We start from the raw sequence: 24,889 nt of genomic DNA, 5'->3' as shown, positions 1-24,889 counted from the left end.
CCCTCGACGGCATGCCAGCGACGAGGCTCATGCCGACCGAGGAGGGTCAGGACCTCATCGACCTCACCCGCGAGCTCTGCGCCAAGGAGCTGCGGCCCCGGGTCGACGACGCCGAGCGGGCCGCCGCCACCGGTGAGGCCTTCCCCACCGAGGTGTTCCGCACGCTCGGGGCGGCCGGCCTGCTCTCCCTCCCCCACCCGGAGGAGCACGGCGGGTACGGCCAGCCCTACGAGGTCTACCTCCAGGTCGTCGAGGAGATCGCCTCGGCGTGGATGAGCGTCGCCGTCGGGGTGTCGGTGCACTCGCTGACCGCGTTCCCGGTGACGACCTTCGGCACCGACGAGCAGCGCGCGGCCCTCCTGCCCGGGATGCTGTCCGGCGACCAGCTGGGCGCCTACTGCCTCTCGGAACCGTTGGCGGGCAGCGACATCGCCTCGATGACGACTCGCGCGACCCGCGACGGCGACGACTACGTCGTCAAGGGCCGGAAGGCGTGGATCAGCCACGCCGGCCACGCCGACTACTACACGACCTTCGCCCGCACCTCCGACGACGGCGGGCGCGGGCTGTCCTGCCTCGTCGTCCCCGCCGACGCCGACGGCCTGTCCTTCGGCACGCCGGAGAAGAAGATGGGGCTGCACTGCGACACCGTCCGCGAGGTGATGTTCGACGACGTCCGGGTGCCGGCCGACCGCCGCATCGGCGACGAGGGCCAGGGGATGTCCATCGCCCTCGCCGCGCTCGACGCCGGCCGGCTCGGCATCGCCGCGGCGAGCACCGGGCTCGCCCAGGGCGCCCTCGACCTCGCCGCCTCCTATGCCAGGGAGCGCCGGCAGTTCGGCCGGGCGATCGGCGAGTTCCAGGGGCTGTCGTTCCTGCTCGCCGACCTCGAGGCGGCGGTCACCAGCGCCCGGGCCACCTACCTGCACGCCGCGCGCCTCAAGGACGCGGGCCGGCCGTTCAGCAAGGAGGCCGCGGTCGCCAAGCTCGTCGCCACCGACGCCGCGATGCGGGTGACCACCGACGCCGTCCAGGTGCTCGGCGGGGCCGGCTACACCCAGGACTTCCCGGCCGAGCGGTTCATGCGCGAGGCCAAGGTCACCCAGATCTTCGAGGGCACCAACCAGATCCAGCGCCTCGTCATCGGCCGGCACGTCCTGCGCTGACCGGCCCGCACCCGGAACCTCGCCCGGCCCCGGCACGTCCGACGGGCACCCCCTGCGGAAGGACCATCGTGCGCACCCGCCTCACCGTCACCACCGCCCTCGTCGCCCTCGCCCTCGCGGGGTGCGGCATCACGACCGCCGGCTCCGGCGGGGGCGAGAGCCCCTCCGACCAGCCGAGCACCGTGCCGACCAGCCCCTCCCCCTCGGGCACCGCGTTCCCCTCGACCCCGCCGGGCACGCCCCCGCCGGTCGATGACGCCATCCCGCCGGGGCTCGCGGACCGGCCTGCCGTCAAGGCCGCGCTCGAGGACGCGGCCGGCCGGGCGGGCATCGTCCCCGAGACCGTCGAGGTCGCCGGCTACAGCCACGTGACCTGGGCCGACGGCTCGCTCGGCTGCCCCCAGAAGGGCATGGCGTACACCCAGATGACGGTGGAGGGCGAGCTGCTGCGGATCAGCGCCGGCCAGCGGGTGATGGAGTACCACGCCCGGCTCGGCGGCCCGTTCACCTACTGCGCGAACCCGAGCGGCGGCTCCACGGTCGACGGCGGCTGAGCCGGCCGGGCCCCGGACACGGGCGGACCGGGCCATCTCATACGTGGCCCGGTCCGGGACCACGGTAGGCAGAGGCACCCCCACGCGGACGAATCGACACGCGGCCGTGTGACGAACGTCGAACGAACTCCCGGTGCCGCGCTCAGTCGTCGGTGTCGCGGGAGATGCCCGGCAGCAGCGTCTCGCCCCGGCGCAGCGCGTCGAGGGCCTCGGGGTGGGCGGCCTCGACGTACCCGAGGCCCTTGCGCCGGTACCGGACGAGCTGCACCGCCCCGAGACCCCAGAAGAGGAACTGCACCGACATCGCCAGCCGGAAGTCCTCGAGCGTGTAGTCCTCGGGGCCACCGGGGGCCAGCCGGTCGAGGACGACGCCGATGAGGGCGATGGCCAGCAGCGACGCCGTGAAGCCCCCGATGTTGACGACCCCGGTCGCCCGGCCGAGCCGCGAGGAGGGGTGGAAGGTGCGGGCGAGGTCGAAGCCGACCATCGAGCCCGGGCCGCCGACGGCGGTGACCACCCCGAGCACGAAGAGCAGCCAGGCCGGCGCCGGGCCGGGCCACAGGAGCACGACCGCCCAGGTCGTCGCGATCGCCGCGACGATGCCGAGGACGAGCTGGGAGCGCCGGTACGGCAGCCGGGCGGTGAGGGCGGCGACGACCGGGCCGGCCGCCATCGCCGTGAAGGTCATGACGACGAGGACGAGCGAGGCGGTGCGCGGCGCGAGGCCCTCCGCGACCAGGAACGGGTAGCCCCAGAGCATCGTGAAGACGGTCGCACCGAACTGCGAGGTGAAGTGCACCCACAGGCCGAGCCGCGTCCCCGGGTTGCCCCACACCTCGGCGAGCGTCCGGGCCAGGGCCCGCACCTTGATCCGCTCGACCGCCTCGCCCCGGTACGGCGAGTCCTTGACGACGAGGACGAGGGCCACCGAGAGCACGAGGCCGACCCCACCGGCCGTCGCGAAAGAGCGCGTCCACCCGAAGGTCGCGAGCGCGGCGGCGAGCGGGGTCGCCGCCGCGACCGCGCCGAGCTGGCCGATCATCCCCGTCAGCTGGGTGATGAACGGCGCCTGCTTGACCCGGAACCACACGGCGACGAGGCGCAGGAGCGAGGTGAAGACCATGGCGTCCCCGGCGCCGAGCATGACGCGGGCCGCGACCCCGACGGGGAAGGAGCCGGCGACCGCGAACCACAGCTGGCCGGCGGACATGAGGAGCAGCCCGGTGAGCATGAGCCTCTTCGAGCCGAACCGGTCGAGGAGCACCCCGACGGGGATCTGCATCGCGGCGTACACGGTGAGCTGGACGACGGTGAAGGTCGAGAGCTGCGCGGCGGAGATGTGGAACCGCTCGGCCGCGAGCAGCCCGGCGACCCCGAGGGAGGTGCGGTGGAAGACGGCGAGGACGTAGACCGACAGCCCGACCGACCAGATGGCCCACGCCCGCCGCTTCCCGATCGTGTGCACCTGGCGGAGCACGGGGCGGGTCACGACGGTGATTCTAGGAGCGCGTGCGGGGTCGGGGTGCAGCCGCCCGCGAGCCGGGTCGCGCCGGTCGAGCCCCCTGCAGGCGGCTCGTCCGGCGGAGGCCGGCTCGGCCGCCGTCAGGCGAGGGCGGCGTCCATCGACTCCTCGAGGACGTCCATCGCCTCGTGGAGCAGGTCGTCGCCGACCGAGAGCGGCGGCAGGAAGCGGAAGACGTTGCCGTAGGTGCCGCAGGTGAGGGTGACGACCCCGCGGTCGTGGCAGCCCTTGTTGACGGCGGCGGCGAGCGCGGCCGCCGGCTCCTTCGTCGCGGGGTCGGTGACGAGCTCCATGGCCACCATCGCGCCGCGGCCGCGGACCTCGCCGATCTCGGGGTGCTTCTCGGCGAGGCTCCCGAGCCGGTCGCCGAGGATCTTGCCGATGCCGCGTGCCCGGCCGGCGAGGTCGTCGGCCTCCATCGACTCGATGCTCGCGAGCGCCGCGGCGCAGGCCACCGGGTTGCCGCCGTAGGTGCCGCCGAGGCCGCCGCCGTGGACGGCGTCCATGAGGTCGGCGCGGCCGGTGACCGCGGCGAGCGGCATCCCGCCGGCGATGCCCTTGGCCGTGGTGATGAGGTCGGGGACGACGCCCTCGTGGTCGCTGGCGAACCAGTCGCCGGTGCGGCAGAACCCGGACTGCACCTCGTCGGCGACGAAGACGATGCCGTGCTCGCGGCAGTACTCGGCGAGGCCCGGCAGGAAGCCCTCCGGCGGGACGATGAAGCCGCCCTCGCCCTGGATCGGCTCGATGACGACGGCAGCAGTGTTCTCCTCGCCGACCTGCGCGTGGATCAAGTCGGTCACCGTGCGCAGCGCCTCCTCGGCGCAGCGCTCCGGGCCGCCGGCCCAGCGGTACGGGTAGGCCATCGGCACCCGGTAGACCTCGGGGGCGAACGGCCCGAACCGGTGCTTGTAGGGCATGTTCTTCGCGGTCATGCCCATCGTGAGGTTGGTGCGGCCGTGGTAGCCGTGCTCGAAGACGACGACCGCCTGCCGGCCGGTGGCGTGCCGGGCGATCTTCACGGCGTTCTCGACGGCCTCGGCGCCGGAGTTGAACAGCGCCGAGCGCTTCTCGTGGTCGCCGGGCGTCAGCGCGTTGAGCTTCTCGCAGACCCCGAGGTACGGCTCGTACGGCGTCACCATGAAGCAGGTGTGCGTGAACCGGGCGATCTGCTCGGTGACGGCGTCGACGACCCGCTGGTTGCCGTTGCCGACGGTCGTCACGGCGATGCCGGAGCCGAGGTCGATCAGCTGGTTGCCGTCGACGTCGCGGATGATGCCGCCCGCGCCGTCGGTGACGTAGACCGGCAGGCCGGTGCCGACGCCCGCGGCGACCGCCGCCGTCTTGCGGGACTGGAGCTCCCGGGAGCGCGGGCCGGGGATGGCGGTGGTGAGGATCCGCTGCTGCTCGATCATGCGGGCATCCTATCCGTGGCTCGAGAACCCCGGAACCCACGGATTCCGTGGCCCTTGAGCGGGTCGCGGCGGGCGCGGGACGCCCTGCCGGGGGCCGTGTGGCGGGTGGCCGTGCGGGGTAGACCACCGGGTGTCGCACCCGTCGAAGGAGGCACCCGTGCCCGCACGCAAGGACCCCGGACCCTCGGTCAAGGACCCCGAGCTCTACGAGAGGCTCCGGGACGAGGGCAACAGCAAGGAGAAGTCGGCCCGCATCGCCAACGCGGCCGCGAACACCTCGCGCTCGAGCGTTGGGAGCAAGGGCGGCTCCTCCCCCGCGTACGAGGACTGGACGACGAAGGAGCTGCGGGAGCGCGCGCGCGAGCTCGAGGTCAAGGGCCGTTCGTCGATGTCGAAGGCCGAGCTCGTGGAGGCCCTGCGGAACCACTGAGCCCGGCCGCACCCGCGCTGACCTGCGCGGACACCACCGCCCCGGAACGAGGTGGCGGCCGGGAGCTGCGTGCAGGGGGTTCGCAGCTCCCGGCCGCCGGCTCGGGGTCGACCGACCGCCCGTGGGGGCCGGTGGACCCGAGTACTGTACCTGACGTCGGCCCGTGCTCGGGCCGCACGGGAGGTCGGTATCGGCGAGGACGGGAGGCGCGGTGAGGCTCCTGCTCGTCGAGGACGAACGCCCCCTCGCCGCGGCGCTCGACGACGCGCTGCACGAGGCGGGCTGGGTCGTCGACCACTGCGCCGACGGCCGTGAGGGCCTGCGGATGGGCGTCGCCGGCCAGTACGACGTCGTCGTCCTCGACATCATGCTCCCGGGGCTCAACGGCTACGACGTCCTCAAGCACCTGCGCGAGCACAAGGTGTGGACCCCCGTCCTCATGCTCACCGCCAAGGACGGCGAGTTCGACCAGACCGACGCCTTCGAGCTCGGCGCCGACGACTACGTCACCAAGCCGTTCAGCACCCCGGTGCTGCTCGCCCGCCTCCAGGCCCTCGCCCGGCGGGGCGCCCCCGAGCGTCCGGTCGCCCTCACCGCCGGCCCGCTGAGCCTGGACCCCACGACCCGGCGGGTCACCCGCGAGGGCCGCGAGATCCAGCTGACCGCCCGCGAGTACGCCCTCCTGCACCACCTCATGCGCAAGGCCGGCCTCGTCCAGAGCAAGGCCGAGATCCTCGAGAACGTCTGGGACTCCGACTACCCCGGTGCCGACAACGTCGTCGAGGTCTACATCGGCTACCTGCGCCGCAAGATCGACGCACCCTTCGACGTCAAGGTCATCGAGACCGTCCGCGGCCTCGGCTACCGGCTCAACCCGCTGGAGGACCCGCCGGGAGCCTGACGGCGAAGCGGCACCAGCCCTCCGGGCTCTCCGTCGCCTCGACGCTGCCGTCGTGGGCGGCCACCACCTCCGCGACGATCGCCAGCCCGAGCCCGGTGCCGCCGGTCCCCCGGGTCCGTGAGTCGTCGAGCCGCACGAACCGCCCGAAGACGCGCTCGCGGTCCTCGGGGTCGATGGGCGGCCCGTCGTTGTCGACCGTGAGCACGGCCTCCTCCCCGTCGTGCGCGAGCCGCACCCGCACCGTCGCGTGCATGTGCCGCTCGGCGTTCTCGAGCAGGTTGCGCACGACCCGGCCGAGCCGCGCCTGGTCGCCGTCGAGGCGCACCGGCTCGACGGCCACCGAGACCGGCATCCCCCGGGCGCGCAGCGCGCCGGTCTCGCCGAGGACCACGTCGTCGAGGTCGACCTCGGTGCGGTGCAGCACCATCGCGTGCTCGTCGGCCGAGGCGAGGGTGAGCAGGTCCTCGACGAGGACGGCGAGCCGGTCGACCTCGGCGGAGGCGCGGGCCGACACCGTCGCCCGCTCGGCGGCCGGCCGCTCCTCGGCGAGCCGGTCGAGGAGCACGCGGATGGTTGCCAGCGGGCTGCGCAGCTCGTGGCCGGCGTCGGCGACGAAGGCGCGGCGCGAGGCGTCGGCGCGCTCCATCCGGTGCAGCAGGTGGTTCATCGTCTCGGCGAGGCGGGTCAGCTCGTCCCGGCCGGCGGGGATCTCGAGGGCCGGAGCCGCACCGCGCGCCGGCCCGGCCGCGGCGATGGCCTCGACCTGGTCACGCATCCGCTCGACGGGTCGCAGCGCCTGGCCGACGGCGAAGGTCGTCACCGACCCGAGGAGGGCGATGAGGCCGACCGCCCCGATGAACGCGAACTCGGTGGACTGGCCGAGGGCGGTCGTCTCGACGCGGGTCGGGACGCCGACGAGGACGGTGTAGTGGTCGCCCTCCGGGGTGACGCCGTCGGTGGCGGCGACGATCCACTTCCCCTCGGGCTGTCCCGCGACGTCGTCGACCTCCCCGAGGCGCACCTCTCCGCCCTCGAGGCTCGGCCGGGCCAGCGGGCTCTCGGGCGCACCACCGGTCGCGGCCACGACGTCGCCGGTGCGCGGGTCGACGACCTGGACGATCCGGTTGCCGTCGATGACGGCGTGGGTGGCGATGAGGTCGCCGACCCCGTGGACCCCGAGGTCGGCGCGCAGCTCGATGGCCTCGGCCTCGGCGACGTCGCGGGCCGAGGCCTCGAGGACCTGCCCGAGGGCGAGGTAGACGATGCCCGCGAGCGCGGCGCTGACGAGCAGGACGACCGGCATGGTCAGGGCGAGGATGCGGCTCCTCAGGCCCAGCCGGATGCGCATGCGGCGAGTCTAGGCGTGCCGCCCGCGCCCCCGCCCCGACCGGCGGCCGGGGTCAGTCGACCGAGGCCGTCTTCCAGCCGGTCTGCCACGCGACCTCGCCGATCGTGTCGCACCCGCCGCCCTGGCAGACACCGAAGCGGAACTGGACGGTCTTGTACTCGTAGAAGTTCTTGTTCTTCACGCCCCAGCGGTACCGCTCGGTGGGATTCCACCGGATGAGGCCCTGGCGCGACCCGTCGGTGAGCTTCCACTGGACGGCGACCCGGTCGCCCGGGTTGTAGGAGAAGAGGTAGAAGTAGTCGCCGTCCTTGCGGAAGCAGGCCTCGCCGGCCGGCCCTCCGTCGGCGGTGACGTTGCACAGGTGGCTGCCGATGCCGGTGGCGCTGTTGACCTCGAGCGTGGCGGCGAAGGCCTGCGGCGTGAGCGCGGCCGTGACGAGCAGTGTCGCGGTCGTCGCGACGGCGGTGCGCATGGAACGCATGGTGGATCCCCCTCGGTGGTGTGTGTCGAGCCGCCGCGATGTCCCCCCGCGACGGGCTCCGTCCGGCCACCGTACCCCCGCCCCCGCCGAGAGGGAAGGATCGGGACATGACCACCACCGCGCCCCGGTCCGTCGTCCTGTCCTCCGGCCGGCTCCGCCTCGAGGTCCTCACGTCCGGGGCGTCGGTGCGCCGCCTCGTCGTCGAGGACCCGGTCGACGGCCCGGTCGACGTCGTCCTCGGGCACGCCGACCCCCGCACCTACGTCGGCGGTGGGGGGTACCTCGGCGCGACGATCGGCCGGTTCACGAACCGGCTCGACCGGGGCCGGGCGGTCGTCGACGGGACGGTGGTGCGGGTTCCTCCCAACGACGGCGGCAACGCCCTGCACGGCGGCCCCGTGGGCTTCGACGCGCGCGAGTGGACCCTCCTCGACGCCGACGGGTCCCACGCGACCCTCTCCCTGACCAGCCCGGACGGCGACCAGGGCCTGCCCGGGACGGTCGAGGCCCGGGTCGGGTACGCCGTCGACGGCGACGAGGTGACCATCACCCACCGGGCGACCACCGACCGCCCCACGTACCTCGGCCTGACGAACCACGCCTACCTCAACCTCGAGGGCGAGGGGTCGGGCGACGTCCTCGACCACCGGCTCGAGGTGGCCGCGTCGGCGTGGACGCCGGTGCGTGCCGACCTCGTGCCGACCGGCGAGGTGGCGGCGGTCGACGGCACGCCCTTCGACCTGAGGCGGTCGCGCCGGCTGGGCGACGTGCTCGCGGAACCGTCGGAGCAGCTCGCGCACGGTGGCGGGCTCGACCACAACCTCGTCCTCGACGGGAGCGGGATGCGCTGTGCCGCAACCCTCGTCGCGCCGTCCGGCCGGTGGCTCGAGGTGCACACCGACCGTCCCGCCCTGCAGGTCTACACCGGCGCCCACTTCGACGGCAGCATCTCCGGCCTCTCCGGTCGGACCTACCGGCGGTGCGCGGGCGTGGCCCTCGAGACCCAGGGGTACCCGGACGCCCCGAACCACGCCGGCTTCCCGGACGCGGTCCTGCGGCCGGGACAGGTCTTCTCGTCGGTCACGCGCTGGCGCCTCGGCCGGCACTGACCCGCCCGACCGGCCGGGCCGTCAGGGGAAGACGGTGCGCACGGCCGCCATGTCGTCGGCCCCGTGGCCCTGCCGGGACGCCTCGGCGAAGAGGCCGCGCACGGCCTCGAGCAGCTCCGTGGGGACCCCGGTGGTCCGCGCCGCGTCGACCATCAGCCCGACGTCCTTGACGACGCCGTCGACGGCGAACGAGGGCGCCAAGTCGCCGTCGAGCATCATCGACCCCTTGAGCCGGGCGTAGGGGACGGAGACCGGGCCGCCCTCGATGGCCTCGAGGAAGAGCGCGGGGTCGACGCCGAGCGCCCCGGCGAGGGCGAGCGACTGCGCCGTCCCGGCGGTGAGCAGCGCGACCCAGGCGTTGCAGGCGAGCTTGAGGGCGCTGGCGGCACCGACCTCGTCGCCGGCGACGACCGTGCGCGACCCGACTGCATCCAGCACGGGAGCGGCCTTCTCCCGCAACGCTTCCGGGCCAGACAGGAGCACGACGAGCGTCCCGTCCTCGGCCGGCTTGCGGGTGCCGAGGACGGGGGCGTCGAGCAGCTGCGCGCCGCCGACCTCCTGCACCCGGCGGATGCCCTCGACGCCGACCGTCGCGCACTGCAGCCAGACCGCGTCCGGGCCCATCGCCGCCACGGCCTCGGTACCGACGGCCACGACCGCGTCGGTGTCGAACAGCACGGTGAGGACGACGTCGGCGCCCTCCACGGCCGCGGCCACGTCCGGAGCCACCGTGGCCCCGTCGTCGGCGAGCGGCTCGGCGCGCCCGGCGGTGCGGTTCCAAACCCGCACCTCGTGACCGGCCCGCAGCAGCGAGCGGGCCATCCCGGCCCCCATCGTCCCCGTCCCCAGCACCGCGACCCGCACGGTCTCCTCCTCGGCTCGACCGGGACCCGCCGGACGACGGGCCCCGGTCCACGATGCCACCCGGTGCGCGCGGCGGGCGGCGCGGCGTCAGCCGAGCAGCGCGGCCATCCGCCGGGCGACGAGGTCGGTCGCGCGCCGGGGGCTGAGCCGGGCGAGCCGGTCGAGCATCCGGGCGTCCTTGCCGATGACGACCCGGAACGCGCCGGAGGCCATCCCGTCGACGACCTGCCGGGCGGCGTCCTCGGCGCTCGTGACCGACGGCGCCCCCTTCTGCGCGGCCGCGCGGTCGCCTCCGGGGACCTCGACGCCGCTGTTCTCGGTGATGTGCGTCGCGACCCCGCCGGGGTGGACGACGGTGACGGACACCGGGGTCCCGCGCAGCTCCGCGTAGAGCCCCTCGGTGAGGAGCATGACGGCGGCCTTGCTCGCGCCGTAGACGGTCTGGCCCGGGACCGGCACGAAGGCCCCCATGCTCGAGACGTTGACGAGCGCGGCCTCGGGACGGGTCAGCAGGTGCGGGAGGAAGGCCCGCGTCGTGTGCACGACGCCCCAGAAGTTGACGGCCATGACCTTCTCGATGTCGGTCGCCGCCAGGTCGGTGAAGGGCACGAAGCGCTGGATGACGCCGGCGACGTTGAGCAGGCCGTCGACCGAGCCGTGGGCGGTGAGGACCTCGTCGGACACGGTGTCGACGCGAGCGACGTCGGACACGTCGACGACGTGGCTGGTGAGGCGGTCGGCGGGGACGTCGGCGAGGCGGACCGTCCCGGCCAGGCCCTCCTCCCGCAGGTCGAGCGCGGCCACCCGGGCCCCTCGACGCAGCAGCTCGAGCACGACCGCGCGACCGATGCCGTCCCCGCCCCCGGTGACCACGAACACGTTGCCGCCCAGTCGCATCGACGTCCTCCTGCCGGTCGGGGCGGGTCGTTCCCGCCCGGTGACGGCGCACCGGACGACGCTGGCCGCTGCGCCTGCTCGCAGCATCCCGCCGCGACCGCCGACCACGCAAGGAGCCTCGTCACACGTCCGGACCGGGGGGGGGGGGGGGGGCGCCCCCCCCCCCCCCCCCCCCCCCCGTCCCCCGACGAGGCAGGGCGGTCGGGGGTCCGGCCTCAGGAGGTGTGGTGCACCTCCTGGAGCCGGTAGACGGGGGTGTCGATCCCGTGGAACCGGGCCGCGAGCTGGAGCGCGAGGTAGAGCGAGTAGTGCCGCGACTGGTGGAGGTTGCCGCCGTGCATCCACAGGTTCGGCACCTGCGTCGGCTTCCACATGTTGCGCTGCTCGCCCTCCCACGGGCCCGGGTCCTTCGTCGTGTCCGAGCCGAGGCCCCAGCACTTGCCGAGCCGGTCGGCGGTCTCCTGGTCGATGAGGTCGGCGACCCACCCGTTCATCGAGTTGTAGCCGGTGGCGAACACCACGAGGTCGGCCGGGAGCTCGGTGCCGTCGTCGAGCACGACGGCGTCCTCGGTGAGCCGGACGACCTGGCCGTGGACGAGCTTGACGTCACCGTTCGCGACGAGGTCGGCGGCGCCGACGTCGATGTAGTAGCCCGAGCCGCGCCTCAGGTACTTCATGAACAGGCCGGAGCCGTCGTCGCCCCAGTCGAGCCAGAAGCCGGCCCGCTCGAGGCGGTCGTAGAAGTCCTTGTCGACCTCGGCCATCTTCTCGTAGGCGGGGATCTGGAACTCGTGGAGGATCCGGTACGGCAGCGAGGCGAAGATCAGGTCCGCCTTCTCGGTGGTGACCCCGGCCTCCAGGGCCCGCTCGGAGTAGAGGTCGCCCAGCCCGTACTCCATGAGGCTGTCGCTCTTGACGATGTGGGTCGAGCTGCGCTGCACCATCGTGACGTCGACGTCGTTCTCCCACAGCGCTCCACAGATGTCGAAGGCACTGTTGTTGCTGCCGATGACGACGGCCTTCTTCCCGCGGTACGCGTCGGGGCCGGGGTGGCGCGACGAGTGGTGCAGGTCGCCGCGGAAGACGTCCGCGCCCTCGACCTCGGGCATCCGGGCCTTGCCGGACATCCCGGTCGCGAAGACGAGCTGGGTCGGGCGCAGGGTGAGCGGCTGGCCCTCCTTCTCGACCTCGACGACCCAGTGCCCCGCCTCCTCGTTCCACGTCGCCGACTTCGCCTCGGTGCTCGACCAGTACGGCACCTCCATGACGTTGACGTACGACTCGAGCCAGTCGCCGATCTTGTCCTTCGGGGCGAACACCGGCCAGTTGTCGGGGAACTTCAGGTACGGGAGGTGGTCGTACCAGACCGGGTCGTGGAGGCAGAGCGACTTGTACCGGCCGCGCCACTGGTCCCCGGGTCGCGGGTGCTTGTCGACGACGAGGGCCGGCACCCCCATCTGCCGCAGCCGGGAGCCGAGCGCGATGCCGCCCTGGCCGCCGCCGACGACGAGCACGTAGGGCTGGGTCGTCGAGCCGAGGCTCTCGGCCTCGGCCTGGCGGCGCTCCTTCCACGTCGAGCGGTCCTTGCTCGACCCGTGCTCGGCGCCCATCGGCCGGCGGGTGCGACGCGGCTCCTCGTGGTCCTTCAGCTCGTCGAGCGTCGTGAGGAGGGTCCACGCCTTGTCGGCGCCGTCCTCCTCCTTCAGCCGGAGCAGCCCGGTGCCGCGGCCGACGGCCGTCTCGAAGGTGAACCAGGCGGTGACCACGCCGCCGTCCTCGGTGGCCGGTTCGGAGGTGGCGAAGCCCGACGGGCCGGTGCGCGCGAGGGTCTCGGTGAGCAGGTCGCGCACCCCGTCGGGGTCCTCGACGGTCGTGAGGTTCCAGCTGAACGACACGAGGTCGCGCCAGAAGCTCTGCGCGGCGAACATCCCGGCCGCCCGGTCGACGTCGCCGGCGGTCAGCGCCTCCTCGAAGGACGCGAGCCAGGCGTCGGCCCGGTGCGGCGCCGATCCCTCCTCGGTCGCGGGTCGCTCCAGGGTGTCGGTCATGGGCAGCTCCTTCGCGGCAGGCCGGACCTCGTCGTCCGCGCTCCGGCTCAGGACACCGCCTGCGGGCCGGGCCGGGGAAGGGTTGCAGCGCGTTGCAGGCTGCCCGTTCGCACGGGGTGCCCCCGAGGGGCGCGGGCTACCCTGACGGGGTCGCCCGCGCGCCCCGCCGCCGGGCGGTGAGGAGTCGACGATGACGCCGTACAGCGCCGGCAGCGCTGTGGTGCCCGGCACCGACCTCGGGCAGCACGCCCGCGCGCTGCGCCGCGTCCACGACGCCGTGATGGGTGGGGCCACTCCCCCGGCCCCGCTGCGCCCCCTCGTGTCGCGGTCGTGGACCCGCGTCCTCGGCTTCGGCCTCGACCCCACGCACGCCAACGCCCGCGACCCGCTGCCGTGGGCCGAGGTCGAGCGCCGTCGTCACCACTCGCCCCTGGCCCTCGTCATCGACGAGATCCGCGCGGTGCTCACCTCGGTCGCCGACGCCTCGCGGTTCATCGTCGTCGTCACCGACGCCGACGGCATCATCCTCTGGCGCGAGGGGTCGGCCGGGGTCCTGCGGAAGGCCGACGGGCTCGGCTTCACCGAGGGCGCGACGTGGACCGAGGACCACGTCGGCACCAACGCCATCGGCACGGCGCTGGCGGAACAGGCTCCGGTGCAGCTGTTCTCGGCCGAGCACTTCGAGGAGGGCCAGCACCCTTGGTACTGCACCGCCTCCCCGGTGCACGACCCGCGCACCGGGGCGCTGCTCGGCGTCGTCGACGTGTCGGGGCCCGCGCTCACCCTGCACCCGGCGCTCATCGCCCTCGTCGACACCGCCACCAAGCTCGCCGAGGCGCGGCTGTGGCGCCACCACGAGCAGTCGCTCCAGCGGCTGCGGCGCTCGGCCGAGCACGTGCTCGCGACGACGACCGGCCCGGTCCTCCTCGTCGACGACGACGGCTGGGTCGCGCACTACAGCGGCGTCCTCGTCCGCGACCGGATCGCCGCCCCGCGCGCCGACCTGCCGCTCACGGTGCCGGGGCTCGGGCTCTGCCTGCCCGAGCGGCTCGGCGAGGGTTGGCTGGTGCGCCCGGACGAGCGGGGGACCTCGCTCACGGCCCGGCTCGTGTCGGTCGGCGGGGAGGCGGTGCTCGAGGTCGCCGGCACCCCCGACGGCGATGCCGGCTGGCGGGTCTCGCTCACCCCGCGGCACGCGGCCGTCCTCCGGCTGCTCGCGGCGGCCGGCACCGAGGGGATGAGCGCCGCGGCGCTCAGCCGGGCGCTCTTCGGCGACGAGGAGCACCAGGTGACGGTGCGAGCCGAGGTCAGCCGGCTGCGGCGGGTGGTGGGTGCGCTCGTGGCGGCGGCGCCGTACCGGGTCGCCGAGGGCGTCCGGCTCACCTGCGACCCCTGACCGGTCGGGTCAGGAGGAGGGGCCGAAACGCTCGGTGCGGACGGCGCCGGAGTCGTGGCCCTTGTCGAGGAGGATGCGGGTCGCGGTCTCGACGAAGCCCGAGGGGCCACAGCAGTAGACGAGCGGCGGGGCGTCGAACGCGTCGACGGCCGGGAGGTCCTCGGGGCGCAGCCGCCCGGGGGTGCGTGCGTCGTCCGGGAGGCCGCCGCGCGTGTACAGCCGGTCGACGCGCAGGCCCGGGCTGCTCACGGCGAGGGCGTGCAGCTCGTTCGTGTAGAAGACGTGGTCCGGCGTGCGGGCGCTGTGGACGAGGTGGAACGGCGTCGTCGTGCCCGTGCGCGAGCGCTCGCGGAGCATCGCCATGAGGGGGACGATTCCGGAGCCGCCCGAGACGAGGAGCACCGGCTGAAGCATCTCGGCGCTCCACCGGAACCAGCCGCCGATGGGTCCGCGCACCTCGAGCTCGTCGCCGGCCCGCGCCTCCTCGACGACCCAGGGCGAGACCTCGCCGCCGCCGACCAGCTGCACGGTGAGCACGAGGCGGCCGGCCTCGGGAGCCGAGGCGACCGAGTAGGTGCGGGTGGCGGTGTACCCGTCGGCCGCGGTGAGTCGGAGGTCGACGTGCTGGCCGGCGTCGTGGCCGGGCCATCCCGGCACGTCGAGCACGACGGTGCGGGCGGTGCGGGTCTCGAGCCAGCCGTCCTCGACCCGGGCGAGTCGCCAGGGCATCGGGACGGGCGCGGGCGCGGTGGTCGTCATCGGCGGCCGGCCTCAGTCGCCGACATAGCGCTGCTCGCGCCAGGGGTCGCCGAGGGCGTGGTAGCCGAGCTGCTCCCAGAAGCCGAGGTGGTCCTCGGTGAGCAGCTCGAGGCCGCGGACCCACTTGGCCGACTTCCAGAAGTACAGGTGCGGCACGAGGAGCCGTGCCGGCCCACCGTGCTCGGGCGTCAGCGGCTTCCCGCCGTAGTGGGTCGCGACCCAGGCGCGCCCGCCGGTGACGTCCTCGAGCGGCAGGTTCGTCGTGTACCCGCCGTACGAGTGGACGAGCACGTGGGTGGCCACCGCCCCGTCACCGTCGAGCACCGCCTCCAGGGGGACGCCGCGCCACGTGGTGTCGAGCTTGCTCCACTTCGTCACGCAGTGGATGTCGGTCGTCAGGTCCTCGTGGGGCAGGGCGCCGAGGTCGGCCCACGACAGCGAGCGGCGGGTGCCGTCGGTGTCGACGACGTCGAGGCGCCACTCCTCGGTCCGGACCCCCGGCGTCGGCCCGGCCGAGAGCACCGGGAAGTCGGTCTCGAGGTACTGGCCCGGGGGGATGCGCGGGTTCGACGGGCCGCGGCGGCCGGCGAACCCTCTCGTCACGACGTTCACCCGCGACATTCTCCCCCGACGTCGCGGGACGTGACGCACCGGACATGTGACCCGCACCGCGGCGGGCCACCGGCGCCCGGCCGCGCTCCTAGCGTGGAGGTGGAGCCACGGGCTCCCCGCCCGTGGCCGCCTGGACAGAGTCGAGGACGCCATGTCACGCACGTACGCCGTCACCGGGTCGGCATCGGGCATCGGGCAGGCCACCGCCGCCCTCCTGCGCCGCCGGGGCCACCGGGTCATCGGGGTCGACGTCCGCTCCGGGGACGTCGTCGCCGACCTCTCGACCCCGCACGGCCGCGAGGAGGCGGTCGAGGGCGTGCTCGACGAGGCCGGGGGCCGACTCGACGGTGTCGTCGCGAACGCCGGACTCGCCCTGCCCACGGCGGCCACCGTGGCGGTCAACCACTTCGGCACGGTCGCCCTCCTCGAGGGCCTGCGCCCCGCGCTCGTGTGCTCGCGAGCGCCCCGCGCCGTCGCCACGTCGTCGATGGCCACCCTCCTGCCGGTGCACGCCCCGCTCGTCGACGCCTGCCTGGCCGGCGACGAGGACCTCGCCCTCGCGATCGCCGTCGAGCTCGAGGCCCGTGGCCCCGAGGCGGGCGCCGTCCTCTACCCGTCGAGCAAGCGGGCCCTGTCGCGCTGGGTGCGGCGTGAGGCGCCGACGCCACGGTGGGCCGGGTGCGGCATCCCGCTCAACGCCGTCGCCCCCGGCATCGTCCGGACTCCGATGGTCGCCGACCTCATCGCCACCGAGCAGGGCCGCGACGCGCTCGCCGGGGTCGTGCCCATGCCGCTGCACGGGTACCTCGAGGCCGAGCAGGTCGCGGCGCTCCTCGCCTGGCTGGTCTCCGAGGAGAACACCCACGTCTGCGGCCAGACGGTGTACGTCGACGGCGGGTGCGACGTCGTGCTCCGCGGTGACGACGTGTGGTCGTGGAACGACTCCGCGCCGGTCGCCGTCACCGACCCGGCTGCGCGGGAGACGGTTCCGGCCGGCTGACGCTCAGCCCCGGTCGATCTGCATGACGACGGCCTTGGGCTCGGTGAAGAACTCGCGCGAGAAGTTGCCGCCCTCGCGACCGACGCCCGAGTCGCCGACGCCGCCGAAGGGTGTGCGCAGGTCGCGGATGAAGAAGCAGTTGACCCACACCGTGCCGGCGCGCAGGCGCGACGCCACCCGGTGCGCCCGGGACAGGTTCTCGGTGAACAGCATCGCGTTGAGGCCGTACCGGGTGTCGTTTGCGAGGTGGACGACCTCGTCCTCGGTGTCGAACGGGTTGACGACGCACACCGGCCCGAAGATCTCCTCGCAGTAGGGCGCCGCGTCGAGGGCGAGGCCGTCGATGATCGTCGGCCGCACGACCCACGAACCGTCCTCCGCCACACCACCGGTGCGGATCCTCCCGCCGAGCGCCTCGGCCGACTCGACGTAGGAGACCACCTTGTCGAAGTGCCGCCTGCTCGCGAGCGACGAGAACCGCGTCGCCGGGTCGAACGGGTCGCCGATGGCCAGCGCCTCGGCCGCCGCCACGAAACGCTCCATGAAGGTCTCGTAGATGGAGGAGTGGACGAACAGCCGCGACCCGGCGAGGCAGATCTGGCCGGCGTTGCGGAAGATCGCCTCGACCGCCCAGTACACCGCGTTGTCGAGGTCGGCGTCCTCGAAGACGACGTTGGCGCCCTTGCCGCCGAGCTCGAGGGACACCGGGGCCAGATGCGTTGCCGCGGAGGCCATCACGTGCTTGCCCGTCGTCGACGACCCGGTGAAGGTCACCCGGTCGACCCGGTCGTCGCCGGTGAGCGCCGCACCGGCCGATGCCCCGTACCCGTTGACGACGTTGAGCACGCCGGGCGGGAACCCGGCCTCGACGGCCAGCCGGCCGAGCATCGTCACCGACGCCGGCGTGTCCTCGGAGGGCTTGATGATGCAGGTGTTCCCCCAGGCGATCGCCGGCGCGATCTTCCACGAGGCCATCATCAGCGGGAAGTTCCACGGGCTGATCGCGGCGACGACGCCGGCGGGGCCGAACTCGCTGTAGGTGTGGTGCCCGGAGTCCATCGGGTAGACCTCGCCGACGGCGTCGCGCTGGTGGTCGGCGAAGAACCGGAAGTTCCACACCGAGCGCGCGACGTCGTGCTTCGCCTGGGCGAACGGCTTGGCCATGTTCGTCGAGTCGAGCCGGGCGAGGTCGTCGGCGCGCTCCTCCATGAGGTCGGCGAGCCGGTGGATCATCACCGCCCGCTCGACCCGTCCCATCCGCGGCCAGGGTCCCTCGTCGAAGGCCTTGCGGGCGCTGACGACGGCCCGCTCGGCGTCCTTCTCCGACGCCTCGGCCGCCTGCGCCCACACCTCGCGCGTCCAGGGGTTCCAGACGTCGAAGCGCCGGCCGTCGATCGACTCGACCTCCTCGTTGTCGATGATGTGGCCGAAGAACTGCAGGTCGTTCATGACGGCTCCTCCTGGGCTCGGGCGCGGCGCTCGGCGATCGTGACGTCGCCGGCGGCGAAGTGGGTGGGCGGGACCTCGCGGAGGATGACGCGCACCGACTCGCGGGGTGCGTCGACGGCCTCGACGACGGCGTCGGTGAGGGCGGTGACGAGGGTGCGCAGCTGCTCGGGGGTCCGGCCCTGGGCGAGGGTGACGTCGACGACGGGCACCGCTCAGCCCTCCCCGCCGGACAGGAACACCGAGCCGAGATTCGTGAAGTGGAGCGCGGTGCTCGACCCGTGCGGCGCGAACACCGCGTCCGTCATCCCGCCGGTGAGCACCACCCAGCCGGCCTCGACGGCGTGACCGCGACGCGCGAGGTCGTTCGCGGCCAGGGCGAGCGCCTCGCCTGGGTGTCCCTGGACGGCCGCGCCGGTCGCCGAGTCGGTGACGACCCCGCCGACCTCGACGAGGACGGCCTCGAGGGAGAGGTCGAGGTCGGCCGGCGGCAGGCCGACCGGGCCGGTGACGAACGCACCGGACGACGCGTTGTCGGCGGCCACGTCACCGGCGGTGAACCGGAAGTCCTTGTACCGGGAGTCGATGACCTCGGCTCCGCCCCACACCGACTCGACGGCGGCCATCGCCTGCGCGCAGGTGACCCCGGGCCCCTGGAGCCGCTCGCCCATGACGAAGACGATCTCCGGCTCGATGCGCGGGTGGATCAGCCGCGACTGCGGCACGGGGTCGCCGACCGGCAGCACCATCGCGTCGGTGAGCCACGCGACGAAGGGGAAGTGCACGCCCATCCGCTGCTGCTTGGCCCGGCTGGTGAGGCCCAGCTTGACGCCGATGAGCCTCTCACCGCGCTCGATCCGCTTCTGCAGGTTCAGGTCCTGGATCGCGTAGCCGGTGTCGAGGTCGAGGCCGGGCCACTCGTCGGTGAACGGCTCGCGCTCGCGCCGCTCGTCCTCGCAGGCGAGCAGCTCGGCGGCGACCGACTCGACGGTCCAGCCGCCCGCGGGTGCAGCGGCCATCAGCGGACCCCGATGCCGGCGAGGTCGCCGAGCTCGACGAGCTGGTGCCTCTCCTCGGCGAGCTGGAGCGCGATGTCGATGATCATGTCCTCCTGGCCGCCGACGTACCCGTACTCGCCGACCTTGGCGAGGATCTCGTGCGCCGGCACGTCGTACCGTTCGGCGGCGCGTTCGGCGTGCAGGAGGAACGAGCTGTAGACGCCGGCGTAACCCTGGGTGATCGACGCGCGGTCCATCCACGGCAGCCGCGGGATGAACGGCCGGACGACGTCCTCCGCGGCCGACAGCACCTCGCCGAGGTCGACGCCGGTCCGGATGCCCATCCGCTCGAAGGTCGCGGCGAGCACCTCGGTCGGGCTGTTGCCCGCGCCGGCGCCGAGGGCACAGAGCGCACCGTCGATCTGCCGGGCCCCGGCCTGGTACGCGAGAACGGAGTTCGCGATGCCGAGGCTGAGGTTCTGGTGGCCGTGGAACCCGACCTGGGCCTGCGCGCCGACCTCGTCGAGGACGGCCGTGATGCGCTCCTGCGCGTCGGAGAGCACGAGCGCGCCGGCCGAGTCGACGACGTACACGCACTGCGCGCCGGCGTCGACCATGATCCGGGCCTGCTCGGCGAGCTTCGCGGGGGCCGCCTTGTGGCTGAGCATGAGGAAGCCGACGGTCTCCATGCCGAGCGCGCGGGCGGCGCCGAAGTGCTGGATCGAGACGTCGGCCTCGGTGCAGTGGGTGGCGATGCGGGCCACCGAGGCCCCCGCGGCGTGGGCGTTCTTCAGGTCGTGCACGGTGCCGAGGCCGGGAAGCATCAGCACGGCGATCTTCGCCTGCGTCGCCTCGTCGACGGCGGCCGCGACGAGCCGCATCTCGTCGACCTTGCTGAAGCCGTAGTTGAAGCTCGAGCCGCCCAGGCCGTCGCCATGCGACACCTCGATGACCTGCACGCCCGCGGCGTCGAGGGCGTGGACGACGCCGCGCACCTGCTCCTCGGTGAACTGGTGCTGCATCGCGTGCGACCCGTCGCGCAGCGTCGAGTCGGTGATCCGCAGGTCACGCTCCCCACCGGGCGCCGGGGTGTGCGCCAGGACCTCGGACTCGGTCACCTCGTGGGTGACGACCGGGGCGTCCTCGGGACGGATGGTCATGTCTCCCACGGGATCACACTCCTGCCGGTGCGCCGGCGGGGGCGCCGACGAGGGGGTCGGGGACGTCGCCGAGCTCGCTCGAGGACTTCCAGGTCGAGGCGACGCCGAGCCGGTGGGCGACCATGAGGTCGCCGACCCGCGCGGCGGCGGCGGTGATGATGTCGAGGTTGCCGGCGTAGTCGGGGAGGTAGTCGCCCCGGCCCTTGACCTCGATGGGCACGAAGACGCGGGCGCTGCCGTTCCACAGCTCGCGCGCGTGGTCGAACTGCGGGTCGGCGCGCAGGTGGTAGCCCGGGACGTAGTCCTGCACCTCGGCGACCATCGCGTGGATCGAGGCGAGGACCCGGTCCTGGAGCTCACCCGGCTCCCCGGCCTCGGCGGGGATCGCGCAGAACACCGAGTTGCGCATCATCAGCGGGGGCTCGACGGGGTTGAGGATGACGATCGCCTTGCCGCGGTCCGCCCCGCCGACGACCCGCAGCGCCTCGGAGGTCGTCTCGGTGAACTCGTCGATGTTGGCGCGCGTGCCCGGGCCGGCCGACCTGCTGGAGATGGAGGCCACGATCTCGGCGTACGTCACCGGGACGACCGAGGAGACCGCCTTGACCATCGGCGTCGTCGCCTGACCACCGCAGGTGATCATGTTGACGTTCGGGGCGTCGAGGTTGAAGTCGAGGTTGACGGGCGGGCAGAGGTACGGGCCGACCGCTGCCGGGGTGAGGTCGATCGCGAGGATGCCCGCCTCCGCGTACCGGGGGGCGTTGGCCTCGTGCGCCTTCGCCGAGGTGCACTCGAAGACGACGTCGGGCAGCTCGTCCTGGGCGAGCAGCCAGTCGACGCCCTCGGCGCTCGCCCGTAGGCCCACGGAGGCGGCCCGGCGCAGGCCGTCGGACGCGGGGTCGACGCCGATCATGTAGCGGGGCTCGATGACGTCGCTGCGTCGCATCAGCTTGAACATCAGGTCGGTGCCGATGTTGCCGGGGCCGACGATCGCGGCGGTGCCCGTGGTCCTCGTGGTGGACATGGCGCTCCTCGGGTCTCGGTGCTGCTCAGACGAATCGGGCGGTGACGCTGCCGAGCCCGGCGAACGTCGCGGTGAAGACGTCGCCGGCGGCGACGGGGGCCATCGCACAGACGGCCCCGGGGAGGACGACGTGGTCGGCCTCGAGCGTGACGCCGCGGGCGCCGACGGTGTTGGCCAGCCAGACGAGGGAGTTGAGGGGCGAGCCGAGCACCGCCCCGCCCGCGCCCGTCCCGACGACGACGCCGTTGCGGTGGAACGTCGCTCCCGCCAGTCGGAGGTCGACGGCGTCGACCGCCGTGGGGGTCGACCCGAGGACGACGGCGCCCGAGCTCGCGTTGTCGGCGATGGTGTCGAAGAGGCCGATCGTCCAGTCGCGGATGCGGCTGTCGACGATCTCGAGCGCGGGCAGGACGAAGTCGACGGCCTGCAGGGCCTCGTGAACGGTGACGCCGGGCCCCTGGAGCGGCTTCTTGAGCACGAAGGCGACCTCGGGCTCGACCCGCGGCTGGAGGAACTGCGACACCGGGATCGGCGCGTGCTCGAGGTGGAAGAAGTCGTCGAGGAGGTGTCCGTAGTCGGGCTCGCTGACGCCGAGCAGGCGCTGCATCGCGGCGCTCGTCAGGCCGACCTTGTGCCCCCGCACGACGCGGCCGCCGGCGATGCGCTCCTGGATCTGGAGCTGCTGGATGACGTACGCGTCCTCGAGGCCCATCCCCTCGTGGGTCGCGGTCAACGGCTCGAGCGGCACCTTGGTGTCGTAGGCGGCGAGCAGCTCGGCGGCGACGCGGGACCGGGTCTGGTCGTCCACGGGCGGTCCTTCCGGGCGCGAGGTGGTTCGGGGGGTGGGCGCAGCGGGGCGTCCTCCTCGACGGTACGGACGGGCCGCCCCGGGCGCCCGTGACGTTCCGCTCCCGGGAACGTCTGGGGGTCAGACGCCGTGGGCGAGCACGATCCGCCGGCTGGCGGCCACGAGGACCGGGACGAGCCGCTCGACCTGCGGCTCGATGACCTCGCTCGGGCCGAACACCGACACCGAGGCGATCGCCTCGCGGTGCACGAGGATCGGGACCGCGACCGACGACGCGCCGTCGAAGGACTCGCTGTGCGACACGGCGTACCCCACCCGACGCACGGCGTCGAGGCAGCGGTCCCAGTCGCCCTCCGTGCGAACGGTCTTGCTCACCCGTGGGGGGAACCCGGCCCGCCGCCGGGCGGTGTCGAGCCCGTGGTTCCAGGCCGCGATGGCCTTGCCGCTGCTCGTCGTGTGCGCGGGCAGGCGCCGACCGAAGTGTCCGAGGATGCGCACGCCGTCGCTGTTCTCGATGCGCTCGACGAAGACGATGTCCGGCCCGTCGGGCACCGCCATGTTCACGGTGAGTCCGGTGGCCGTGGCCACCTGGCGGAGGAACGGCAGGGCGACGTGCCGCAGCTCGTTGCGGGCCAGGGCGAGGGCGCCGAGCTCGTAGAGGTGGATGCCGAGCCGGTACTGGCCCTGGGCGTCCTGCTCGACGAAGCCGCGGCTCGCGAGGGTCTGGAGCAGCCGGTGCGCGGTCGACTTGGCCACTCCCAGCCGACGGGCGATGTCGGACACCCCGAGGTCGCCGTCGGTGGCGAAGCACTCGAGGACGTCGAGGGCGCTGCCCACGGACTTCAGGCCTGCCCCGTGGGGGTCGTCCCGGGAGGTGCGCTTCGGGGTGCTCGCGCACCACGCCTGTTCCTGCGCGACGGTCGACATCTTCGGCTCCCTTGCCTTCGTGCGATGGGATGACAGTGGGGCCGGCGTCGTGGTTCGATCAACCCATGCGTTCCACTGAGCGGAACGATCCGCCTGTGAGTCTGCTCGCACGGGCCGCGGCCGTGGTCGGCGCCTTCGACCACCGCTCCCCCGCGCTGACGCTCGCCGAGCTCGCCCGCCGCACCGGCCTGCCGAAGTCGACCGTGCACCGCATCGCCGCCGAGCTGGTCGGGCTGCGCGTGCTCGAGCGCACCGAGCCCGGCTCGGACGTCGACGGCTACCGGCTCGGGATCTGGCTGTTCGAGCGCGGCGAGCTCGTGCCGGCCCACCGGTCGCTCTCGGACGCCGCCCTCCCCGTCATGGAGGACCTGCGGGCCGCGACCCGCCAGCGCATCCACCTCGCGGTGCTCGAGGGGGTCGACGTCGTCTACCTCGAGATCCTCGGCGACATCGCGCTCGACATCAGCTCGCGGACCGGAGGCCGGGTACCGGCCCACGCCACCGGCGTCGGGAAGGCCATCCTCGCGTACAGCTCGGCGGCGACGGTGCGGTCGCGTGTCGAGGCGGGACTGCCCCGGCTCACGCCGCGCACCATCGTCACGCCGGGCGGGCTCGAGCGCGAGCTGCGCAAGATCCGCTCGAGCGGGATGGCCCTCGACCTCGAGGAGGGCAACCTCGGGGTGTCGTGCGTGGCTGCGCCCGTGTTCGGTGCGAACCACAAGGTGCGGGCCGGGCTCTCGGTCACCGGGCCGACCGCGTCCATCGACCCGGGCACCCTCGGCCCGGCCGTGCGCACCGCCGCGTTCACCCTGAGCCGGGCGCTGCGCGAGTCCGGCCTCTGACGGGGTGCCGGAATCACGTCGACGCGGCAGATGACGACGTCAGGTTCGGCTCTGCGGGTGACGGGGCAACCACGTAAGAAGCTCGGCACCGAGCGACTCGGTGAGGCTGCGTCCCCAGAGTGTGATGGATCGTTGCCAGGGGTGCCCGAAGGTTCCCCACGCAGCGTCGGGTCCGAGATGGATGTAGTAGTCCCCGTGAGGAAAGACCGGGACGGGCCACGCCTCGATGTTGGCCAACGCGTGCCTGGCGGGGGAGTACCGGTAGGGGGTGTGCTGCCAGTCGAGGGCTGTCATCTCGAGGTCCCCCGCGAGCGACACGAACGCACGTAGGGCCGAGGCGTTGATCGCGGCTTCTCCGGCGGCAAACATCGCACCCTCGTTGGTAAAGACCGGGGCCAGGTCTACGACCAGGGCGTCCTCCGGGAGTGCAATCGCAGGTTGCTCAGTTTCGTAATAGTTCGCCTCGAAGTGGAATCGCTCGAAGGGCGCCCAAGCGACGTCGTAGTCCAAGGGGATCCAGATGCCCTCTGCGGCAAACGGGCTGATCATGTCTCGAAAGGTACCCACGCGGGAAGCGTCCCCGCATGGTGACTTGCAGTCTCAACGCGGCACGAGAGTGCCTCACGCCCAGTGACTCAACCACTCCGCCAGCGGTCCCGAGGACGGCCTTCGCCGCCACCACCAACCGTCCTTGAGGTCGACTCGGTAGTACTTGGCCAAGAGGGCTTCGGCATCGTCGGTCGTGGCGGCTCGGAACGTGGCATCGGCACCGGCAATGCGTTGCTGAACTTTCGCCCGTAGATCCTCCGAGGCACTGCTCGTGAAGCTCGCCAGGTAGTCACGTGAACATAGATCGTTCGTGTAGTCGTCGACCGTGGCTTCGTAGGTGTTGACCTCGGCTGATAACTGGTTCCAACTTCGCACCTCACGGTCGAGGCTCGTGTGACCTGCCCAGCCGGCCGCTCGCATGTCCGACTCGATTGCTCGAACTTCGTCGGCGTGATCCACGCAGTGATCTTCGCACTCCCTTACGGGCCTGGTGCCACGTTCTCTATCCGCGGCATAGGAAGACGTTGAGCGTCTTCGGTCTGGCGTGGGGAACGTCCTCCTGATGCGCTTGACGGGCTTGGTGTCCCAAAGAGCAGAAGGAGGACGTTCATGAGCAACGGTAGTGGTGTCTCC

General features: G+C 73.2%; 26 protein-coding genes. 8 read left to right on the top strand and 18 right to left on the bottom strand.

The features are described 5' to 3' along the window. The first annotated feature begins 11 nt into the window (after positions 1 to 11). Positions 12 to 1,166: an acyl-CoA dehydrogenase family protein gene (locus tag JQN70_RS17515; protein WP_204132670.1), complete on the top strand. Its 1,155-nt coding sequence runs from the start codon at positions 12 to 14 to the stop codon at positions 1,164 to 1,166. A 68-nt stretch (positions 1,167 to 1,234) separates the two neighbouring features. Beyond that, positions 1,235 to 1,720: a DUF8738 domain-containing protein gene (locus JQN70_RS17510; protein WP_204132669.1), complete on the top strand. Its 486-nt coding sequence runs from the start codon at positions 1,235 to 1,237 to the stop codon at positions 1,718 to 1,720. 142 nt (positions 1,721 to 1,862) lie between these two features. On the opposite strand, the gene JQN70_RS17505 is transcribed toward JQN70_RS17510, so the two are convergent. Together JQN70_RS17505 and gabT are read right to left on the bottom strand one after the other, a co-directional pair. Beyond that, complete coding sequence (locus tag JQN70_RS17505) at positions 1,863 to 3,209, bottom strand: MFS transporter (protein ID WP_204132668.1); 1,347 nt, start codon at positions 3,207 to 3,209, stop codon at positions 1,863 to 1,865. 113 nt (positions 3,210 to 3,322) lie between these two features. Next, positions 3,323 to 4,657, bottom strand: a complete 1,335-nt coding sequence (gene gabT / locus JQN70_RS17500) for a 4-aminobutyrate--2-oxoglutarate transaminase (RefSeq protein ID WP_204132667.1) — start codon at positions 4,655 to 4,657, stop codon at positions 3,323 to 3,325. Between the two features lie 157 nt (positions 4,658 to 4,814). Between gabT and JQN70_RS17495 the strand changes: the two genes are divergently transcribed. Together JQN70_RS17495 and JQN70_RS17490 are read left to right on the top strand one after the other, a co-directional pair. Then, positions 4,815 to 5,087 (top strand): DUF7218 family protein, encoded by a 273-nt coding sequence (locus JQN70_RS17495; RefSeq protein ID WP_204132666.1) that lies wholly within the window; start codon positions 4,815 to 4,817, stop codon positions 5,085 to 5,087. Positions 5,088 to 5,298: 211 nt separating this feature from the next. After that, positions 5,299 to 5,988 (top strand): response regulator transcription factor, encoded by a 690-nt coding sequence (locus tag JQN70_RS17490; RefSeq protein WP_204132665.1) that lies wholly within the window; start codon positions 5,299 to 5,301, stop codon positions 5,986 to 5,988. Here the strand turns inward: JQN70_RS17490 and JQN70_RS17485 are convergent. Together JQN70_RS17485 and JQN70_RS17480 are read right to left on the bottom strand one after the other, a co-directional pair. Continuing rightward, the gene (locus tag JQN70_RS17485) at positions 5,957 to 7,336 is read right to left on the bottom strand and encodes a sensor histidine kinase (protein ID WP_204132664.1); all 1,380 of its coding nucleotides are present in this window, start codon (positions 7,334 to 7,336) and stop codon (positions 5,957 to 5,959) included. The two genes, JQN70_RS17490 and JQN70_RS17485, sit on opposite strands and share 32 nt — an antisense overlap. Before the next feature lie 52 nt (positions 7,337 to 7,388). Continuing rightward, positions 7,389 to 7,808, bottom strand: coding sequence for a hypothetical protein (locus JQN70_RS17480; RefSeq protein ID WP_204132663.1), 420 nt, complete (start codon positions 7,806 to 7,808; stop codon positions 7,389 to 7,391). Positions 7,809 to 7,924: 116 nt separating this feature from the next. Here JQN70_RS17480 and JQN70_RS17475 point away from each other — a divergent pair, with 116 nt between their 5' ends. Further along, a complete protein-coding gene (locus JQN70_RS17475) occupies positions 7,925 to 8,926 on the top strand; it encodes an aldose epimerase family protein (RefSeq protein WP_204132662.1) in 1,002 nt (333 codons plus the stop codon). A gap of 21 nt (positions 8,927 to 8,947) precedes the next feature. On the opposite strand, the gene JQN70_RS21080 is transcribed toward JQN70_RS17475, so the two are convergent. The 3 genes from JQN70_RS21080 to JQN70_RS17460 all read right to left on the bottom strand — a co-directional run bounded on the left by JQN70_RS21080 (position 8,948) and on the right by JQN70_RS17460 (position 12,735). After that, positions 8,948 to 9,850, bottom strand: coding sequence for an NAD(P)-dependent oxidoreductase (locus JQN70_RS21080; protein ID WP_307836054.1), 903 nt, complete (start codon positions 9,848 to 9,850; stop codon positions 8,948 to 8,950). Between the two features lie 27 nt (positions 9,851 to 9,877). Then, a complete protein-coding gene (locus tag JQN70_RS17465; protein ID WP_204132661.1) occupies positions 9,878 to 10,687 on the bottom strand; it encodes an SDR family NAD(P)-dependent oxidoreductase in 810 nt (269 codons plus the stop codon). 215 nt (positions 10,688 to 10,902) lie between these two features. Further along, entirely contained in the window at positions 10,903 to 12,735 is a 1,833-nt protein-coding gene (locus JQN70_RS17460) for a flavin-containing monooxygenase (RefSeq protein WP_204132660.1), read from the bottom strand. 190 nt (positions 12,736 to 12,925) lie between these two features. Between JQN70_RS17460 and JQN70_RS17455 the strand changes: the two genes are divergently transcribed. Continuing rightward, positions 12,926 to 14,131 (top strand): GAF domain-containing protein, encoded by a 1,206-nt coding sequence (locus JQN70_RS17455; protein WP_239111789.1) that lies wholly within the window; start codon positions 12,926 to 12,928, stop codon positions 14,129 to 14,131. A 9-nt stretch (positions 14,132 to 14,140) separates the two neighbouring features. Here JQN70_RS17455 and JQN70_RS17450 read toward each other — a convergent pair whose 3' ends face one another. Both JQN70_RS17450 and JQN70_RS17445 read right to left on the bottom strand, forming a co-directional pair. Next, entirely contained in the window at positions 14,141 to 14,890 is a 750-nt protein-coding gene (locus JQN70_RS17450; RefSeq protein WP_204132659.1) for a ferredoxin reductase, read from the bottom strand. Between the two features lie 12 nt (positions 14,891 to 14,902). Continuing rightward, entirely contained in the window at positions 14,903 to 15,502 is a 600-nt protein-coding gene (locus JQN70_RS17445) for a sulfite oxidase-like oxidoreductase (protein ID WP_204132658.1), read from the bottom strand. 151 nt (positions 15,503 to 15,653) lie between these two features. Between JQN70_RS17445 and JQN70_RS17440 the strand changes: the two genes are divergently transcribed. Beyond that, the gene (locus tag JQN70_RS17440) at positions 15,654 to 16,502 is read left to right on the top strand and encodes an SDR family oxidoreductase (protein WP_204132657.1); all 849 of its coding nucleotides are present in this window, start codon (positions 15,654 to 15,656) and stop codon (positions 16,500 to 16,502) included. A 3-nt stretch (positions 16,503 to 16,505) separates the two neighbouring features. Here JQN70_RS17440 and JQN70_RS17435 read toward each other — a convergent pair whose 3' ends face one another. The 7 genes from JQN70_RS17435 to JQN70_RS17405 all read right to left on the bottom strand — a co-directional run bounded on the left by JQN70_RS17435 (position 16,506) and on the right by JQN70_RS17405 (position 22,865). Continuing rightward, a complete protein-coding gene (locus JQN70_RS17435) occupies positions 16,506 to 17,951 on the bottom strand; it encodes an aldehyde dehydrogenase (protein ID WP_204132656.1) in 1,446 nt (481 codons plus the stop codon). Beyond that, positions 17,948 to 18,160, bottom strand: a complete 213-nt coding sequence (thmT, locus tag JQN70_RS17430) for a 2-hydroxymuconate tautomerase (RefSeq protein WP_204132655.1) — start codon at positions 18,158 to 18,160, stop codon at positions 17,948 to 17,950. Before thmT ends, JQN70_RS17435 begins: the two co-directional genes overlap by 4 nt. Before the next feature lie 3 nt (positions 18,161 to 18,163). Continuing rightward, positions 18,164 to 18,967, bottom strand: a complete 804-nt coding sequence (locus JQN70_RS17425) for a 2-keto-4-pentenoate hydratase (protein ID WP_204132654.1) — start codon at positions 18,965 to 18,967, stop codon at positions 18,164 to 18,166. Then, positions 18,967 to 20,106, bottom strand: a complete 1,140-nt coding sequence (gene dmpG, locus JQN70_RS17420; protein ID WP_204132653.1) for a 4-hydroxy-2-oxovalerate aldolase — start codon at positions 20,104 to 20,106, stop codon at positions 18,967 to 18,969. Before dmpG ends, JQN70_RS17425 begins: the two co-directional genes overlap by 1 nt. A 13-nt stretch (positions 20,107 to 20,119) precedes the next feature. Continuing rightward, positions 20,120 to 21,130, bottom strand: coding sequence for an acetaldehyde dehydrogenase (acetylating) (locus JQN70_RS17415; RefSeq protein ID WP_204132652.1), 1,011 nt, complete (start codon positions 21,128 to 21,130; stop codon positions 20,120 to 20,122). Between the two features lie 25 nt (positions 21,131 to 21,155). Then, positions 21,156 to 21,938: a 2-keto-4-pentenoate hydratase gene (locus JQN70_RS17410; RefSeq protein WP_204132651.1), complete on the bottom strand. Its 783-nt coding sequence runs from the start codon at positions 21,936 to 21,938 to the stop codon at positions 21,156 to 21,158. Positions 21,939 to 22,058: 120 nt separating this feature from the next. Next, positions 22,059 to 22,865 carry an IclR family transcriptional regulator gene (locus JQN70_RS17405; protein WP_204132650.1) on the bottom strand — a complete coding sequence of 269 codons (807 nt, stop codon included), beginning with the start codon at positions 22,863 to 22,865 and terminating at the stop codon, positions 22,059 to 22,061. Between the two features lie 95 nt (positions 22,866 to 22,960). Between JQN70_RS17405 and JQN70_RS17400 the strand changes: the two genes are divergently transcribed. Next, the gene (locus JQN70_RS17400) at positions 22,961 to 23,707 is read left to right on the top strand and encodes an IclR family transcriptional regulator (RefSeq protein WP_204132649.1); all 747 of its coding nucleotides are present in this window, start codon (positions 22,961 to 22,963) and stop codon (positions 23,705 to 23,707) included. Between the two features lie 39 nt (positions 23,708 to 23,746). Here the strand turns inward: JQN70_RS17400 and JQN70_RS17395 are convergent, their stop codons facing one another. Continuing rightward, positions 23,747 to 24,256 carry a DUF2716 domain-containing protein gene (locus JQN70_RS17395; protein ID WP_204132648.1) on the bottom strand — a complete coding sequence of 170 codons (510 nt, stop codon included), beginning with the start codon at positions 24,254 to 24,256 and terminating at the stop codon, positions 23,747 to 23,749. Between the two features lie 72 nt (positions 24,257 to 24,328). After that, a complete protein-coding gene (locus JQN70_RS17390) occupies positions 24,329 to 24,715 on the bottom strand; it encodes a hypothetical protein (RefSeq protein ID WP_204132647.1) in 387 nt (128 codons plus the stop codon). Positions 24,716 to 24,889 lie beyond the last annotated feature (174 nt).

Origin of the sequence: Phycicoccus sonneratiae, from assembly GCF_016887965.1 — a bacterium.
GTDB classification, from domain to species: domain Bacteria; phylum Actinomycetota; class Actinomycetes; order Actinomycetales; family Dermatophilaceae; genus Phycicoccus; species Phycicoccus sonneratiae.
The sequence above is the reverse complement of the archived record's forward strand: the minus strand, read 5'-3'. Positions and strand labels throughout refer to the sequence as shown.

Bases quoted from the DNA above. Each gene is read 5' to 3' on its own strand.
- JQN70_RS17450 (WP_204132659.1), bottom strand. From the start codon at position 14,890: ATGACGACCACCGCGCCCGCGCCCGTCCCGATGCCCTGGCGACTCGCC.
- dmpG (WP_204132653.1), bottom strand. From the start codon at position 20,106: ATGACCATCCGTCCCGAGGACGCCCCGGTCGTCACCCACGAGGTGACC.
- JQN70_RS17405 (WP_204132650.1), bottom strand. From the start codon at position 22,865: ATGTCGACCGTCGCGCAGGAACAGGCGTGGTGCGCGAGCACCCCGAAG.
- JQN70_RS17485 (WP_204132664.1), bottom strand. From the start codon at position 7,336: ATGCGCATCCGGCTGGGCCTGAGGAGCCGCATCCTCGCCCTGACCATG.
- JQN70_RS17435 (WP_204132656.1), bottom strand. From the start codon at position 17,951: ATGAACGACCTGCAGTTCTTCGGCCACATCATCGACAACGAGGAGGTC.
- JQN70_RS17480 (WP_204132663.1), bottom strand. From the start codon at position 7,808: ATGCGCACCGCCGTCGCGACGACCGCGACACTGCTCGTCACGGCCGCG.
- JQN70_RS17465 (WP_204132661.1), bottom strand. From the start codon at position 10,687: ATGCGACTGGGCGGCAACGTGTTCGTGGTCACCGGGGGCGGGGACGGC.
- JQN70_RS17415 (WP_204132652.1), bottom strand. From the start codon at position 21,130: ATGTCCACCACGAGGACCACGGGCACCGCCGCGATCGTCGGCCCCGGC.
- JQN70_RS17395 (WP_204132648.1), bottom strand. From the start codon at position 24,256: ATGATCAGCCCGTTTGCCGCAGAGGGCATCTGGATCCCCTTGGACTAC.
- JQN70_RS17455 (WP_239111789.1), top strand. From the start codon at position 12,926: ATGACGCCGTACAGCGCCGGCAGCGCTGTGGTGCCCGGCACCGACCTC.
- JQN70_RS17515 (WP_204132670.1), top strand. From the start codon at position 12: ATGCCAGCGACGAGGCTCATGCCGACCGAGGAGGGTCAGGACCTCATC.
- JQN70_RS17460 (WP_204132660.1), bottom strand. From the start codon at position 12,735: ATGACCGACACCCTGGAGCGACCCGCGACCGAGGAGGGATCGGCGCCG.
- JQN70_RS17425 (WP_204132654.1), bottom strand. From the start codon at position 18,967: ATGGCCGCTGCACCCGCGGGCGGCTGGACCGTCGAGTCGGTCGCCGCC.
- gabT (WP_204132667.1), bottom strand. From the start codon at position 4,657: ATGATCGAGCAGCAGCGGATCCTCACCACCGCCATCCCCGGCCCGCGC.
- JQN70_RS17475 (WP_204132662.1), top strand. From the start codon at position 7,925: ATGACCACCACCGCGCCCCGGTCCGTCGTCCTGTCCTCCGGCCGGCTC.
- JQN70_RS17440 (WP_204132657.1), top strand. From the start codon at position 15,654: ATGTCACGCACGTACGCCGTCACCGGGTCGGCATCGGGCATCGGGCAG.